Origin of the sequence: Polynucleobacter sp. HIN6 (assembly GCF_030297575.1) — a bacterium.
In the GTDB taxonomy this organism is placed as follows: domain Bacteria; phylum Pseudomonadota; class Gammaproteobacteria; order Burkholderiales; family Burkholderiaceae; genus Polynucleobacter.
This window is the reverse complement of record NZ_AP028137.1, coordinates 1,154,066-1,169,565: the sequence shown is the minus strand read 5'-3', so window position 1 is coordinate 1,169,565 and position 15,500 is coordinate 1,154,066. Positions and strand designations below refer to the sequence as shown.

Below are 15,500 nucleotides of genomic sequence, written 5' to 3'. Positions count from 1 at the left end.
TTACGTTATCAGTAACTAATAATTTGCCCTAGCGCTTAAAGACACTTACCTCCCCGCAATTTCGCCTCGGGTTTGTCTTTTGGGGCAAAAAGTGTTGGACGGCAACAGGGTATTGGAGATTGTTTGTCGCCCTTGCTTCCTTCCTTTCCCCCCGCTGTTTTAGCACTTGCTGATGGATCCATTTTTTCTGGTCAAAGTATCGGCGCTCCTGGCGAGACCAGCGGTGAAGTTGTTTTTAATACCGCATTAACGGGTTATCAAGAAATCATCACCGATCCCAGTTACGCGCGTCAGCTTGTTACCTTAACCTATCCGCACATCGGCAATGTGGGCGTTAATGCCCAAGACGCTGAGTCAGCACAAATCTACGCTGCCGGCCTCATCATTAAAGATCTCTCTGCACGTGTCTCGAACTTTCGAGCCGAAGACAGTCTCGATCATTACTTGCGTGCCGCTAAAGTCCCTGGTATCGCCGGTATTGATACCCGCAAGCTCACGCGTTTATTGCGTGACCGCGGCGCTCAATCGGGCGCCATTGTCGCTGGGAAGATCGGCGATGATGTAGAGGCGCTTGCCAAGCGTGCTCTAAACCTAGCTAAGGCATTTCCTGGAATGGCAGGTCTCGATTTGGCGCAAGTGGTTAGCACCGATAAGGCCTATGAGTGGCAAGAAGGTGAGTGGCAGTTGCATGGCGAGCAGGGTAAGCCTGCATTCAGAATCATGAAGAACCCAACGAAGCGCGTTGTGGCCTATGACTTTGGTGTGAAACGCAATATTCTGCGTATGCTGGCCGAGCGCGGTTGTGCGCTCACAGTCGTGCCTGCCAAAACTCCGGTCGCTGAAGTGTTGGCCTTAAAGCCCGATGGCGTATTTTTATCCAACGGCCCTGGCGACCCCGAGCCCTGTGATTATGCGATTAGTGCGGCTCAAACCATCATTAGTAAAAATATCCCAACCTTTGGTATTTGCTTAGGTCATCAGATCATGGGCTTGGCTGCGGGTGCGAAGACCTTAAAGATGAAGTTTGGGCACCACGGTGCAAACCATCCTGTCAAAGATCTAGAAAGTGGTCGGGTGGCGATCACCTCACAAAACCATGGCTTTGCAGTTGACGCAAAGACCTTGCCAAATGATTTGCGGGTGACGCATATTTCCTTATTTGATGGATCCTTGCAGGGCCTAGCCTGGAAAGATAAGCCAGCATTTTGTTTTCAGGGGCACCCAGAGGCTTCCCCGGGCCCACATGACATTGCCTATTTATTTGACCGCTTCATGCACCTCATGAATGCCGCTGGCCAAGGAGCTCGCTAATGCCAAAGCGTACCGACATTCAGAGTATTTTGATCATTGGCGCCGGTCCAATTGTGATTGGACAGGCTTGCGAGTTTGATTACTCAGGTGCGCAAGCGTGCAAAGCTTTGCGTGAAGAGGGCTATCGCGTCATTCTGGTCAACAGCAATCCAGCAACGATCATGACCGATCCGGAGATGGCCGATGTCACCTACATCGAGCCGATTACCTGGGAAGTGGTGGAACGCATCATCGCCACCGAGAAGCCCGATGCGATATTGCCCACCATGGGTGGTCAGACCGCACTCAACTGCGCTCTCGATTTGCATCGTCATGGCGTTCTCAAAAAATACAACTGTGAGTTGATTGGTGCATCTCCTGAGGCAATTGATAAAGCCGAAGATCGTCAGAAGTTTAAAGACGCGATGACCAAAATTGGTTTGGGTTCAGCCAAGTCTGGGATTGCGCATTCGATGGACGAGGCGATCGCGGTTCAGCAACGTATTCAAGCAGAGACCGGTAGTTCAGGATTCCCGGTGGTCATTCGCCCCTCGTTCACCATGGGTGGATCGGGCGGTGGTATTGCTTATAACCGCGAAGAGTTTGAAGAGATTTGCAAACGCGGTCTTGATCTGTCGCCAACGCGGGAGCTTTTGATTGAAGAGTCTCTCTTAGGCTGGAAAGAGTTTGAGATGGAGGTGGTGCGCGATCGGGCTGATAACTGCATCATTGTTTGCTCGATTGAGAACTTAGACCCGATGGGCGTACATACCGGGGATTCGATCACGGTAGCTCCCGCACAAACGCTCACTGATAAAGAGTATCAAATCATGCGCAATGCCTCGATCGCAGTCTTGCGTGAGATTGGCGTAGATACCGGCGGCTCAAATGTGCAGTTCTCGATTAATCCAGTTGATGGCCGCATGATCGTGATTGAGATGAACCCGCGGGTCTCGCGCTCATCCGCTCTTGCATCGAAGGCCACTGGCTTCCCCATTGCCAAGGTCGCTGCCAAATTAGCCGTGGGCTATACCTTAGATGAGTTACAAAACGATATTACGGGTGGTGCCACGCCGGCATCGTTTGAGCCCAGCATTGACTATGTCGTCACCAAGATCCCACGCTTTGCCTTTGAGAAGTTCCGTGAAGCGGATCAACGCTTAACCACCCAAATGAAATCCGTGGGCGAGGTGATGGCGATTGGCCGCACCTTCCAAGAGTCTTTCCAAAAAGCCCTGCGCGGTCTTGAAGTGGGCGTTGATGGTCTCGATGAGAAATCCACTGACCTTGAAGACATCATTGCCGAGATCGGTGAGCCTGGCCCGGATCGGATTTGGTATGTGGCTGACGCCTTTCGTATGGGCATGGGAATTGACGAGGTTTACGAAGAGACCAAAATTGACCCATGGTTCTTGGAGCAAATTGAAGAGCTCGTTGAGATTGAGAATGCGGTTAAAGAGCATACCTTGGCAAGCCTGAGCGCTGCAGAAGTACGGTTCTTAAAGCAAAAAGGATTTTCGGATCGTCGTCTTGCCAAATTATTAAAGACCGATGCGACGGCGGTGCGTCAAGCGCGTCATCGCCATGGCGTATTCCCAGTCTATAAGCGGGTCGATACCTGTGCAGCTGAGTTTGCAACGAATACGGCTTATATGTATTCGACCTACGAGGCAGAGCACGGCGAGTGCGAGTCGCAACCCACGCAGCGCGAGAAGATTATGGTGCTCGGCGGTGGGCCCAACCGGATTGGCCAGGGTATCGAGTTTGATTACTGCTGCGTCCATGCGGCACTGGCAATGCGCGATGATGGTTACGAGACCATCATGGTGAACTGCAATCCCGAGACCGTATCAACCGACTATGACACCTCGGATCGTCTGTACTTTGAGCCTCTGACCTTAGAGGACGTACTAGAGATTGTCGCAAAGGAAAAGCCCAAGGGTGTGATTGTGCAATATGGTGGTCAGACCCCATTGAAGCTTGCCCTTGATCTTGAGGCCAATGGCGTGCCGATTATTGGCACATCGCCTGACATGATTGATGCTGCCGAGGATCGGGAGCGCTTCCAAAAACTCCTGCATGACCTCAAATTACGTCAGCCGCCCAATCGCACTGCACGTGCTGAGGATGAAGCATTAAAGCTGGCCGAAGAGATTGGTTATCCCTTAGTGGTTCGTCCTTCTTATGTGTTAGGTGGGCGAGCCATGGAGATCGTGCACGATGGTCGTGATCTTGAGCGATATATGCGCGAGGCCGTCAAGGTATCGAATGACTCACCGGTATTATTAGACCGCTTCTTAAACGATGCGATTGAGTGTGATGTGGACTGCATCTCCGATGGAGCTCGAGTGTTCATTGGTGGGGTCATGGAACACATTGAGCAAGCGGGTGTGCATTCGGGTGATTCGGCCTGCTCATTACCACCATACTCTTTATCGAAAGAGACTATTGCTGAGCTTAAGCGCCAAACTGCGGCGATGGCCAAGGGTCTGAATGTCGTTGGTTTAATGAACGTGCAATTTGCCATTCAGCAAAGCGATGGCAAAGACACGATCTTTGTATTAGAGGTCAATCCTCGTGCATCGCGTACAGTGCCCTATGTCTCCAAAGCAACTGGCTTACAGTTAGCAAAGATCGCAGCGCGTTGCATGGTGGGGCAGAGCCTCGATCAGCAGGGTATCGCAGAAGAGGTGATTCCTCCGTACTACTCGGTTAAAGAGGCGGTGTTCCCATTTAATAAGTTCCCAGGCATTGATCCGATCCTGGGTCCTGAGATGCGCTCCACCGGTGAGGTGATGGGCGTGGGTAAGACCTTTGGTGAAGCTTTATTCAAATCACAGTTGGCGGCGGGGATCAAATTACCTAAGAGCGGTAATGTGGTGTTGACCGTGAAAGATAGTGATAAGCCTCTCGCCGTTGCGGTTGCCAAGCTCTTGCATGAGATGGGCTTTCCGATGGTCGCCACCAAAGGGACTGCCGCAGTCATTGCCGCAGCGAATATTCCGGTATCGGTTGTGAACAAGGTCAAAGAGGGTCGTCCTCACATTGTCGACATGATCAAAAATGGTGAGATCACCTTGGTATTTACAACCGTGGATGAAACCCGTAATGCAATTGCGGACTCTCGTTCGATCCGAACTACCGCACAAGCCAATGGTGTGACCTACTACACCACAATTAGTGCGGCACGTGCGGTAATGGAAGGGATGCGGGCGAAGGATTCGCTCGAGGTGTATTCCTTACAGAATTTACACATTTCGCTTAGCTAGACTAAAATCGAGCTTCATCGATTTTAAGGTTGAGCAGTATGAGTACAAACACTATTCCCATTACCAAGCATGGCGCTGAGCTCTTGAAAGAAGAGCTCACGCGCTTAAAGCATGTCGATCGTCCCGCAGTGATTAATGCAATCTCTGAAGCGCGAGCCCAAGGCGATCTTTCTGAGAACGCGGAGTACGATGCTGCCAAAGAGAAGCAAGCGTTTATTGAGGGTCGCATCAAAGAGCTTGAGACCAAATTATCGGCTGCACAAATTATTGATCCTGCATTACTCGAAGCAGAAGGTCGGGTCGTCTTTGGGGCCACCGTTGAACTGGAAGATCTGGATGACGGTAAAAAAATGAGCTACCAAATCGTAGGCGATGATGAAGCCGACATCGCTGCCAATAAGATCTCGATTAGCTCCCCCATTGCTCGAGCCTTAATTGGCAAAGAGGAGGGCGATGTGGTGACCGTCCAAGCCCCCGCAGGCGCCCGAGAAGTCGAGATCCTCTCAGTTCGTTACATCTAGTTATATAAAAATATAATAACCTCCTGAATTTGTTATACTTCGGTATAACTTATTCGGAGGGCGTATGCATACCAATTTAAGAAAGGTTGGCGGTTCAGTGATGCTGGCAGTGTCCCCGGTTTTCCTGAAAGAACTTCAGATCACTTGCGGCTCGACCGTTGATGTCGCCCTAAAGGACGGGCAATTGGTCGTTCGACCCATCGCAAAGCGGAAGTACGAACTCGCTGATTTATTAGCGCAATGCGATCCCAAAGCAAAAATGCCAAGCGAGGATCGCCAGTGGTTGGATAGCGCCCCGATCGGCAATGAGATTCTGTAATGAAGCGAGGCGATATTTATTTGGTATCTCTTGATCCAACGGCTGGCCATGAGCAAAAAGGGTATCGACCCGTATTGGTAGTGTCACCAGCACCGTTTAATCAATTAACCAAGACCCCAATCGTTGTACCGATCTCCACTGGAGGTCAGTTTGCGCGGGTGGCAGGATTTGCAGTTGAGCTGGTTGGAGCTAAAACTGTTGGTATTGCACGCTGCGATCAACCTCGCACACTAGACCTCGCGGCTCGCAAAGCAAAACGCGTTGAGACCGTGTCGGAGACTGTGATTGATGAGGTCTTGGCTAAACTAGCAACCTTAGTTACCTAGTACGCATCATGGAAGCTCAATCTACTCAGCACCAAATTGCACAACGTCTATTTCTCTTTGTGAGTAGTCTTTGGGTTGGTAGCCTCATTACTGTTGGCTACTTGGTTGCACCGACGCTCTTTGCAACGCTCACCGATCGTCAGGTCGCCGGTATGGTGGCTGGTGCGATCTTTCAGGTGGAGGCATATGTGAGTCTGGTGCTCTGCGTAGCGCTACTGGTCTTGGCAAACCTCTTGGTAAGTCGTGGGTTGCAAGCCTATCGTGCGATTCGTTGGATTTTGCTTGCGATGCTTGTGTGTGCTGCGCTTGGTAGCTTTGTGCTCATGCCCTGGATGGAGAACTTACGCGAGGATGCCTTGTTGCAAGGCATGCCAGTGATGTATTCAGCTTCTGCGAGTTTATTTGCTACTTTGCACGGTATCTCAAGCAGTATTTTTTTGGTACAAAGCCTCTTGGGCATTTACTTGGTTTGGCGCTTAACCCAAAGCCGCTTTTTTGGGACTAGCTAAGCGAGTCTTGCGGCGCTTTGGTTTGCTGGTGCTAGCCACAGCTGCTTTTTTAAAGCCCACACGCGAGCCACTGCCACGTTGATTGCTGCGGGCGGTTTGATAGGCGCGTGCCACTTTTTTACTGGGAACTACTTTCTCAGGCTTGGATGCAACAGGGCGCCACACCACGAGCAGTTTGCCAATGTGCTGAATCGGGGCAGCATTCAGGTCATCGCAAATCGATTCATACATCGCAATGCGGGCATCGCGATCATCACCTAGCACGCGGATCTTAATCAGGCCATGGCTCGATAGGGCACGATCAATTTCTTTGCGAACGGCATCAGTGAGTCCTTCGTTACCGATCATGACGACGGGGTTAAGAGCATGGGCTTTAGCGCGGTGCGCCTTGCGTTGCGCTGGTGTTAGTGATAGAGCAGTCATCCCTGCATCATAGAGGATTTGCAGTGTGTAACCCAAAACAAGGACAATAGCGTTTGTGGCAAAGAATAAGTTCAACAAAAATTGGTTACACGATCATGTCAATGATCCCTACGTCAAGCTCGCGCAGAAAGAGGGTTATCGTGCGCGCGCGGCCTATAAGCTCTCGGAGATCGATGAACAAGATCACCTCATCAAGGCTGGGATGACTGTGGTTGATTTAGGAAGTGCCCCGGGCAGTTGGAGTCAGTACATTCGTAATCGCTTAGTAAAGCTTCGCAAACATCCCACACCCGAGACAGCTGGTAAGCCCGATGGTTGCATCATCGCTATTGATCTCTTGCCGATGGAGCCCGTGGCGGATGTCACCTTTATAGAGGGTGATTTTCGGGAGGAGGAGGGCTTGCGAGCGCTCGAGGCTGCTTTACCCCCAGAGGCGAATGGCAAAGTTGATTTAGTGCTATCCGATATGGCGCCTAACCTCTCTGGTGTTGGTGTGGCCGATGCAGCGCGGATGGCTAATCTTGCGGAGCTCGCTTTGGAGTTTGCCAAAGAGCATCTCAAGCCCGATGGGGCACTTCTGATCAAGTGCTTTCATGGGAGCGGCTATAGTCAAATAGTTGAGGCATTTAAGGGGGTATTTAAGACCGTTGCCCCTCGTAAACCCAAGGCCTCACGGGATAAATCCTCGGAAACCTTTCTGCTAGGGCGCTATTTGAAGTAGGGTAAATGGTAGAGATTGCCCAAAAACCATAGAAAACCCAGCATTTTTAGGATAAATTAGTCCTCCAACCCTTGAATTTCAACGGGAGTAGAATCAAATACATAGGGTGAGGTTTGGTTCTCAACCCCGATAACTCCCGGATTGATCCGGCAAAGGTGTATTTTGAATAACAATATGTTCCAAAAAGTGGGTGTATGGCTCATCGTGGGCTTGGTTTTGTTCACTGTGTTTAAACAGTTTGATAAACCACGGACTCAAGATCAGGTCACGTATTCCCAATTTATGGATGATGCCAAAGCTGGCAAGATCAAGCGCGTGGATGTGCAAGGCCGTACTTTGCAAATCACCCCAGTTGATGGCAATAAATACTCGATCATCTCCCCAGGCGATATCTGGATGGTGGGTGATCTCATGAAATACGGTGTTCAGGTTACCGGCAAGACCGAAGACGAACCCAATCTATTGGTCTCTGCGCTCTATTACTTAGGACCTACTTTATTAATCATCGGCTTTTGGTTCTTCATGATGCGTCAAATGCAAGGTGGCGGTAAGGGTGGCGCATTCTCCTTTGGTAAATCCAAAGCACGTCTCATTGATGAGAACAGTAACTCGGTGACTTTTGCCGATGTCGCAGGTTGCGATGAGGCTAAAGAAGAAGTATTTGAGATTGTTGACTTCCTCAAGGATCCCCAAAAGTTCCAAAAGCTGGGTGGTCGTATTCCACACGGCGTGCTCTTAGTTGGTCCTCCTGGAACCGGTAAGACCTTATTGGCTCGTGCCATCGCTGGCGAGGCCAAAGTACCATTTTTCTCAATCTCGGGCTCCGACTTCGTTGAGATGTTTGTGGGCGTGGGCGCTGCGCGTGTACGCGACATGTTTGAGAACGCTAAAAAGCATGCACCTTGCATCATCTTTATCGATGAGATTGACGCAGTAGGCCGTCATCGTGGTGCCGGCATGGGCGGCGGTAATGATGAGCGCGAGCAAACCTTAAACCAAATGCTCGTTGAGATGGACGGCTTTGAGACCAATAGCGGTGTAATCGTGATTGCTGCGACCAACCGTTCGGATGTTTTGGATCGTGCCTTACTACGCCCTGGCCGTTTTGACCGCCAAGTGCATGTTGGCTTACCTGATATTCGGGGTCGTGAGCAAATTCTGCGCGTGCACATGCGCAAAGTGCCGATTAATGCTGACGTTGATCCTGCGGTCTTGGCTCGTGGTACTCCAGGGTTCTCGGGTGCGGATCTTGCTAACTTAGTCAATGAAGCGGCTTTGTTTGCAGCTCGTCGTAGTAAGCGCGCAGTGGATATGCAAGACTTCGAGGATGCCAAAGACAAGATCTATATGGGTCCTGAGCGTAAGTCCGCTGTGATGCGCGAGGAAGAGCGTCGCAATACGGCTTATCACGAGTCGGGTCACGCGGTGGTTGCAAAGATGCTGCCAAAGGCCGATCCCGTTCACAAGGTCACGATCATGCCGCGCGGTATGGCGCTTGGTGTAACTTGGCAGCTGCCAGAGTTCGATCGTGTGAACTTATACAAAGATCGCATGCTCGAAGAGTTAGCCATCTTGTTTGGCGGTCGTGCTGCCGAAGAAGTATTCTTGGGCTCCATGAGCACGGGTGCATCGAACGACTTTGAGCGCGCCACCAAAATGGCTCGTGATATGGTTACCCGTTACGGCATGAGCGATAGTTTGGGTACCATGGTCTACGTGGATACCGAGCAAGACAGCATGTTCGGTCGCATGAACAGCAAGACTGTATCGGAGCTTACCCAACAAAAGGTTGATGCGGAGATCCGTACCTTGATTGATAGTCAATACGCACTCGCCAAAAAGATTTTGGAAGAGAACCGTGACAAGGTGGAAGCCATGGTTACTGCCCTCTTAGAGTGGGAGACGATTGACTCGGAGCAGATCAATGACATCATGGCGGGTCGCACACCGAAGCCACCTAAGCCAGTCACCGCGACTGCGTTTGGTAACTCTGCGGGTGGCGGTGGTACTCAGGGTCCTGCAGCAGGTAGCGCACCCGCAACAGCGTAAGCATGTCGTATTCATCATCGCCCGTGGCATGGCGCTGCGGGCGTTTTCTTTTTGAGTTCCCCGCCAATCAGCATCGACGCCCATTGGTAATGGGCATCCTCAATGCCACGCCGGATTCCTTCTCAGATGGCGGGCGGTTTTATCAGCGCGATGCAGGTCTCATTCAGGCCGAGAAAATGCTCGCTGCGGGCGTTGACATCATCGATATTGGTGGAGAGTCTACCCGGCCAGGAGCCGAGCCCGTTGGTTTGCAAGAGGAGCTCGATCGTGTTTTGCCAGTCATCGAATCACTCAAAGAGTGTGGTGTTGCTCTCTCGATTGATACTTACAAGCCCCAAACCATGCAAGCAGCACTCGCCATGGGTGTTGATTGCGTCAATGATATTTGGGCCTTGCGACAAGCGGGAGCAGTCGATGCCATCAAGTCAAGCCAATGTGGCATTGTGTTGATGCACATGCAGCGTGATCCTCAAACTATGCAATTTGATCCCAATTACGAGCATGTGGTTCAAGAGGTACAAGCATTCCTATTAGAACGTGCGGCAGTGATCGAAGAAGCAGGAGTTGACTCGCAACGGATTGCCATTGATCCTGGATTTGGCTTTGGTAAGAGCTTGGAGCATAACTATCAATTATTGGCACAAATGAACGTATTTACTGAACATGGTTACCCGGTCTTAGCGGGCCTATCGCGTAAGTCCATGCTTGGCAAGGTCACCAATCTTGAGGTGGGCGAGCGTTTGATCCCGAGTATTGCGGCAGCCATCTTGGCAGTGGAGCGTGGCGCGATGATTGTGCGTACGCACGATGTACCTGAGACCGTGAATGCACTGCAGGTCTGGCAGGCTATGCGAGAGCAAAGTACCTCAGTTTTATAATGAATCATGACTAAAAAATATTTTGGGACCGATGGCATTCGGGGTGAAGTTGGTATCCCACCCATCGTTCCGGAGTTTATGTTGCGCCTCGGTTACGCTACTGGCATGGTGTTTAAGCGCCATGGCAAACCCAATGAGCGTCAACGCATCCTAATTGGTAAAGACACGCGGGTCTCAGGTTATTTGCTCGAAGCTGCCTTGGAGTCTGGGTTCTCGGCTGCTGGGGTTGATGTGACTCTGTGTGGACCAATGCCCACTCCGGGGGTCGCTTATCTCACCAAAGCACTGCGCTTATCTGCCGGTGTAGTGATCTCTGCGTCGCATAATCTTTACCAAGATAACGGTATCAAGTTTTTTAATGGCAAGGGCGATAAGTTCTCTGATGCGATCGAGCTTGAGATTGAAGCAGAGCTCGAAAAGCCAATGGGCTGTGTTAGCTCCGACAAAATTGGTAAGGCATTTCGTTTGGATGATGCCGCAGGGCGCTACATTGAGTTCTGCAAATCCACTTTTCCACAAGACCTTAACCTCAAAGGATTAAAGATTGTGGTGGATTGTGCCAATGGTGCTGCCTATCACACTGCACCGCCAGTGTTTCATGAGCTGGGTGCCGAGGTGATTGCGATTGGAGCAGAGCCTAATGGCAAGAACATCAACGATCATTGTGGTGCCACCGCACCAGCTGCGCTCATTGCTAAAGTTAAGGAAGTGAATGCTGATATTGGGATTGCACTTGATGGCGATGCCGATCGTCTGCAAATGGTGGATCAAAGTGGGCGCCTCTTTAATGGCGATGAGCTCCTCTATATCTTGGCTAAAGATCGTTTAGAGCAAGGCAAGGCAATTGGCGGAGTAGTGGGTACTTTGATGACGAACTTGGCGATTGAAGTTGCTATCAAGAACCTAGGCCTTGGATTTGAGCGAGCCAAGGTCGGAGATCGCTACGTCCTCGAGCTCTTACAAGCCAAGCAGTGGGTGATTGGCGGTGAAGGTTCAGGGCATCTTTTATGTTTGGATCAACACAGTACCGGCGATGGCACGATTGCAGCCTTACAAGTACTTGCAGCGATGCAACAAAAGCAACAATCTCTCAACGAACTGTTAGATGGCATCACCATCTATCCGCAAGTACTCATCAATGTAAAGACTACTCCAAGCTATCAGTGGCAGGCCGATCAAAAGCTTAATGCCATGGTCAGTAAGGTGGAGCAAAGCCTAATTGGTAAGGGCAGGGTCTTAATCCGGCCATCAGGAACGGAGCCAGTCCTGCGCGTCATGGTTGAAGCCAATGAGAAAAGCCTAGCACAGGCGAGTGCCGAGGCAATCGCAAAGGAAGTCAGCGTTTCTTGAGGTTAAATTAAGCGACTTGTAACTTGTGCGGCGCATCAAGCGATTGTCATATTCGTTTGTTAGACTGAATAATCTTCATTTAACGCGAGGTGTTCCATGAAAAAGCCGTCAGCAGCTGCTAAGAAAGCCAAAGCACAAGAGTTATTTACCTTGTCCCACAAATTATTAGATGCTGCCAAACAGCTAAGTGAGCATCATGCAGCAGAGTTGCGCTACAACATGCAGCAAGCGATGGAGGCCGCTAAGACTGCTGCACAAAAGGACGTTACCAAGTTGCAAGCCCTACAGAAAAAGGCAGCAGAAGATGCGACTAAGCGTATGAGCGTCTACCAAAAGAAGGTTAAGGCAATCCTGAAAGATATCGGCAACGAAGCAGCCGATGGTGCTGAAAAGCATTTTGATCGTGCTCGTGATGCCATCAGTGACTGGATCAAAGAGGCTGACAAAAAAATACCAATGGGCGGAGAAAAACTTGCGAAGGTTGTGCGTGAGGTATCCGATGCGGGCGCCAAAGTATTTAAAGAGGGCCGTAAGGCAGTAGAGGGTGCAATTAATTCTGCTGAAAAGAATTTGCATACAGTTGCCAAAAAGGCTAGTAAAGTCATTGCACCCAAAGCGCCAACCAAACGAAAGACTGCGGTTAAAAAACTAGTACCCAGAAAAACCTCCCGAGCCGTCAAAAAGACCCAATCCAGCCCTTCAGAAAATAGTTCTTATTAGTAAGCTCATTCATTCATTAAAGAGCCAAAGGGCTAGCCTGTGTTGCTAGCCCATTGATTCATTTGATTTTTTTAAGAAACTTCATTTAGTTTCTTGTCATGAAAGCGTCATATTTCCTGTTTATTGTTCAACTATCGCGTTGTGCGAGAACCATTTAAAGGAAGATAAATGACGATTACCTTGAAAAAAGCCCTAGCAGTAGCGGCTCTTTCTCTATCCACTGCCAGTTTTGCTCCAGCAGCCTTTGCTGCAGACATTACTGGTGCTGGTGCAACATTTCCATACCCCATTTATGCCAAGTGGGCCGAAGCTTATAAAGCTCGCACTGGCAATGGTTTGAACTATCAATCAATCGGCTCTTCAGGCGGTGTCAAACAAATTAAAGCCAAGACTGTAGACTTTGGTGCAACCGACAACCCAGTGAAGTTTGAAGATCTACAGGCCGATGGATTGGTTCAGTTCCCTGCAATTATTGGTGGTGTTGTGCCAATCATTAATTTAGATGGCATCAAGCCTGGTCAAATTCGTTTGGACGGCCAAACCTTGGCTGATATTTTCCAAGGCAAGATCACGAACTTCAACGACAAGCGCATTGCTGATTTGAACCCTGGTGTGAAGATTCCTGCGGGAGAGATCACCGTGGTGCATCGTGCCGACGGTTCTGGTACTACCGCAATTTTCACTGACTACTTGGCCAAAGTAAGTGCCGATTGGAAATCCGCTGTTGGCGCTGGCGCTGCTGTGAAGTGGCCTGCCGCTTCATCGGTTGGTGGTAAGGGCAATGAAGGCGTGGCTGCAAACGTTGCACGTGTTAAGAACTCCATTGGTTATGTGGAGTATGCCTATGCTAAGAAGAACAACATGACCCACGTACAACTTCGTAATGCTGCTGGACAGTTTGTGCAGCCCGATGACGATACATTTGCTGCCGCCGCTGCCGGTACCGATTGGGCAAAGATTCCTGGAATGGGAACCTTTATCACTAATGCTGGCGGTGCCAAATCCTGGCCCATTACTGGTGCATCCTTTATCTTGATGTACAAAGAGCCTGCAAACAAAGCACGTTCAGCTGAAGTATTGAAGTTCTTTGACTTTGCGTTCAAAGAGGGTAAAAAGATGGCAGCTGAGTTGGACTATGTGCCAATGCCTGATGCCACGACCGACTTCATTCGCAAGAATGTTTGGAATCAAATTAATACAAAGTAATCTCTTTACCGACTGTTCTAAAATCAGCCCTAGTATCACTGGGGCTGATTTTGTCTAAAAAGGTCTATTTATGGAAGCCGCGTTAAGCAATCACGTAGTCAATCACGAAGTCTTAAGTATTGCTAAACGACAGCGTGCTCTCGATCGTGTCTTTAAATATTCCACGCAATTTTTTGCATTGACTGTATTGCTTGCATTACTCGGCATTATTGCCTCCTTAATTTTTAATGCTGCTCCAGCGCTTAGTAAATTTGGTTTCGGGTTCTTCACCACAGTAGAGTGGGACATTATTAATGGCGAGTTTGGTGGCTTGATTGCCATCTACGGAACCATCATGACCTCGCTGATCGCTCTGGTGATCGCAGTTCCATTGAGTTTTGGTATCGCAGTATTTTTAACTGAGATCTGTCCTACTATTTTAAGACGCCCACTTGGGACCGCAATTGAGATCTTGGCTGCAGTGCCGTCCATTATTTACGGTATGTTTGGATTATTCATTTTTGCACCTTTATTTGCCGACTATGTTCAACCAGCTCTTGCTGCAACATTGGGGCAAATCCCTGGGCTAGGTATTTTGTTCTCAGGCGCCTTTAATGGAATCGGTATTTTGTGTGCCGGTTTAATTTTGGCAATGATGGTTCTGCCGTTTATTGCTTCGGTGATGCGTGATGTATTTGAAATTGTTCCCCCGGTATTAAAAGAGTCTGCCTACGGCATTGGTTGCACCACCTGGGAAGTGGTCAAGAACGTTGTTTTACCCTACACCAAGACCGGTGTCATTGGGGGCATTATGTTAGGTCTAGGGCGCGCTCTTGGGGAGACCATGGCCGTCACCTTTGTAATTGGTAATGCCCACAAGATTTCAGCGTCGCTCTTTGCTCCAGGAAATTCAATTGCATCGACTTTGGCAAATGAGTTCGGTGAAGCAGAAGTGGGCCTGCATTATTCCTCATTATTTGCCTTAGGCTTGGCATTGTTTGTGATCACTTTCATCGTTTTATCGCTCGCAAAGGTCATGTTGATGCGCATGGAAGCTAATCAAGGAGTCAAAACCTAATGAGCACGCGCGATCCATCCTTATTTGCTAAAAGAAAGCGGGCTAATGCCCTGGGCCTGACTTTCTCCATGATTGCCATGTCGATCGGCATGCTATTCCTTTTCTGGATCTTGGCCATTCTTCTGTGGAAGGGTTTTGCCGCAATTAGCCCATCTTTATTCCTTGCCAGCACTCCAGCACCCGGATCAGAGGGGGGCGGTCTAGCCAATCCCATCGTCGGTAGTTTGATGATGGTGGCTTTCTGTGCCTTTATCAGCACACCCATCGGAATCTTGGCAGGAATCTATTTGTCCGAGTATGGCCAAAATAATAAATTTTCAGAAGTGACCCGTTTTGTCACCGATATTATGTTGTCGGCTCCATCTATTGTGATTGGTCTCTTTGTCTATGCCATCATCGTCTATCAAGTAAAGCACTTTTCAGGATGGGCTGGAACGGTTGCACTCTCCTTAATCGCAATCCCAGTCGTCGTACGTACCACTGAAAACATGCTGAAGTTGGTACCTACCACACTTCGTGAAGCGGCTTTTGCGCTTGGCGCCCCAAAGTGGAAGGTATCGCTGAGCGTGGTTTTGCGGGCCGCCAAGAGCGGTGTGATCACGGGTGTATTGTTGGCGATTGCACGGGTAAGTGGAGAAACAGCGCCTTTGCTATTTACTGCCCTAAATAATCAGTTCTTCTCAACCAATATGAATGCCCCGATGGCTAATTTACCCGTGGTGATCTTCCAGTTTGCTATGAGCCCATATGACAATTGGGTCAATTTGGCTTGGGGTGGGGCGCTCCTAATTACGTTTGCGGTTCTCGGTTTAAATATTTTGGCTCGCGTAGTATTACGTGAAAAGGTAAAAGTATGACAATG

The 15,500-nt window shown here is 49.6% G+C and carries 15 protein-coding genes; 14 read left to right on the top strand and 1 reads right to left on the bottom strand.

Features of this window, described 5'->3' with window-relative positions; all coding sequences use genetic code 11:
- Positions 1–132: 132 nt before the first annotated feature.
- The 6 genes from carA to QUE66_RS06010 all read left to right on the top strand — a co-directional run bounded on the left by carA (position 133) and on the right by QUE66_RS06010 (position 6,234).
- Positions 133–1,311 (top strand): glutamine-hydrolyzing carbamoyl-phosphate synthase small subunit, encoded by a 1,179-nt coding sequence (gene carA, locus QUE66_RS06035; RefSeq protein WP_286223178.1) that lies wholly within the window; start codon positions 133–135, stop codon positions 1,309–1,311.
- Positions 1,311–4,559 carry a carbamoyl-phosphate synthase large subunit gene (gene carB / locus QUE66_RS06030; protein ID WP_286223177.1) on the top strand — a complete coding sequence of 1,083 codons (3,249 nt, stop codon included), beginning with the start codon at positions 1,311–1,313 and terminating at the stop codon, positions 4,557–4,559. The genes carA and carB overlap by 1 nt, the downstream gene beginning before the upstream one ends.
- Before the next feature lie 38 nt (positions 4,560–4,597).
- Positions 4,598–5,080 carry a transcription elongation factor GreA gene (gene greA / locus QUE66_RS06025; protein ID WP_108508707.1) on the top strand — a complete coding sequence of 161 codons (483 nt, stop codon included), beginning with the start codon at positions 4,598–4,600 and terminating at the stop codon, positions 5,078–5,080.
- 64 nt (positions 5,081–5,144) lie between these two features.
- Positions 5,145–5,399 (top strand): AbrB/MazE/SpoVT family DNA-binding domain-containing protein, encoded by a 255-nt coding sequence (locus QUE66_RS06020; RefSeq protein WP_286223176.1) that lies wholly within the window; start codon positions 5,145–5,147, stop codon positions 5,397–5,399.
- A complete protein-coding gene (locus QUE66_RS06015) occupies positions 5,399–5,725 on the top strand; it encodes a type II toxin-antitoxin system PemK/MazF family toxin (protein WP_286223175.1) in 327 nt (108 codons plus the stop codon). Before QUE66_RS06020 ends, QUE66_RS06015 begins: the two co-directional genes overlap by 1 nt.
- 8 nt (positions 5,726–5,733) lie before the next feature.
- Positions 5,734–6,234, top strand: coding sequence for a DUF4149 domain-containing protein (locus QUE66_RS06010; RefSeq protein WP_286223174.1), 501 nt, complete (start codon positions 5,734–5,736; stop codon positions 6,232–6,234).
- Here QUE66_RS06010 and QUE66_RS06005 read toward each other — a convergent pair.
- Positions 6,202–6,657, bottom strand: coding sequence for a YhbY family RNA-binding protein (locus QUE66_RS06005; RefSeq protein WP_286223173.1), 456 nt, complete (start codon positions 6,655–6,657; stop codon positions 6,202–6,204). The two genes, QUE66_RS06010 and QUE66_RS06005, sit on opposite strands and share 33 nt — an antisense overlap.
- A gap of 55 nt (positions 6,658–6,712) precedes the next feature.
- On the opposite strand from QUE66_RS06005, the gene QUE66_RS06000 reads away from it, so the two are divergent.
- The 8 genes from QUE66_RS06000 to pstA all read left to right on the top strand — a co-directional run bounded on the left by QUE66_RS06000 (position 6,713) and on the right by pstA (position 15,495).
- Positions 6,713–7,378: an RlmE family RNA methyltransferase gene (locus QUE66_RS06000; RefSeq protein ID WP_286223172.1), complete on the top strand. Its 666-nt coding sequence runs from the start codon at positions 6,713–6,715 to the stop codon at positions 7,376–7,378.
- A 162-nt stretch (positions 7,379–7,540) separates the two neighbouring features.
- Positions 7,541–9,427, top strand: coding sequence for an ATP-dependent zinc metalloprotease FtsH (gene ftsH, locus QUE66_RS05995; RefSeq protein WP_108508702.1), 1,887 nt, complete (start codon positions 7,541–7,543; stop codon positions 9,425–9,427).
- 2 nt (positions 9,428–9,429) lie between these two features.
- On the top strand, positions 9,430–10,305 hold the full coding sequence (gene folP / locus QUE66_RS05990; RefSeq protein WP_286223171.1) for a dihydropteroate synthase: 876 nt from the start codon (positions 9,430–9,432) through the stop codon (positions 10,303–10,305).
- A 6-nt stretch (positions 10,306–10,311) separates the two neighbouring features.
- Entirely contained in the window at positions 10,312–11,655 is a 1,344-nt protein-coding gene (gene glmM, locus QUE66_RS05985; protein ID WP_286223170.1) for a phosphoglucosamine mutase, read from the top strand.
- 96 nt (positions 11,656–11,751) lie between these two features.
- The gene (locus tag QUE66_RS05980) at positions 11,752–12,375 is read left to right on the top strand and encodes a phasin family protein (protein WP_286223169.1); all 624 of its coding nucleotides are present in this window, start codon (positions 11,752–11,754) and stop codon (positions 12,373–12,375) included.
- Between the two features lie 168 nt (positions 12,376–12,543).
- Positions 12,544–13,581 (top strand): phosphate ABC transporter substrate-binding protein PstS, encoded by a 1,038-nt coding sequence (gene pstS, locus QUE66_RS05975; RefSeq protein WP_286223168.1) that lies wholly within the window; start codon positions 12,544–12,546, stop codon positions 13,579–13,581.
- 70 nt (positions 13,582–13,651) lie between these two features.
- The gene (gene pstC / locus QUE66_RS05970) at positions 13,652–14,638 is read left to right on the top strand and encodes a phosphate ABC transporter permease subunit PstC (RefSeq protein ID WP_286223167.1); all 987 of its coding nucleotides are present in this window, start codon (positions 13,652–13,654) and stop codon (positions 14,636–14,638) included.
- Complete coding sequence (pstA, locus tag QUE66_RS05965) at positions 14,638–15,495, top strand: phosphate ABC transporter permease PstA (protein ID WP_286223166.1); 858 nt, start codon at positions 14,638–14,640, stop codon at positions 15,493–15,495. Before pstC ends, pstA begins: the two co-directional genes overlap by 1 nt.
- The last annotated feature ends 5 nt before the right edge of the window (positions 15,496–15,500 follow it).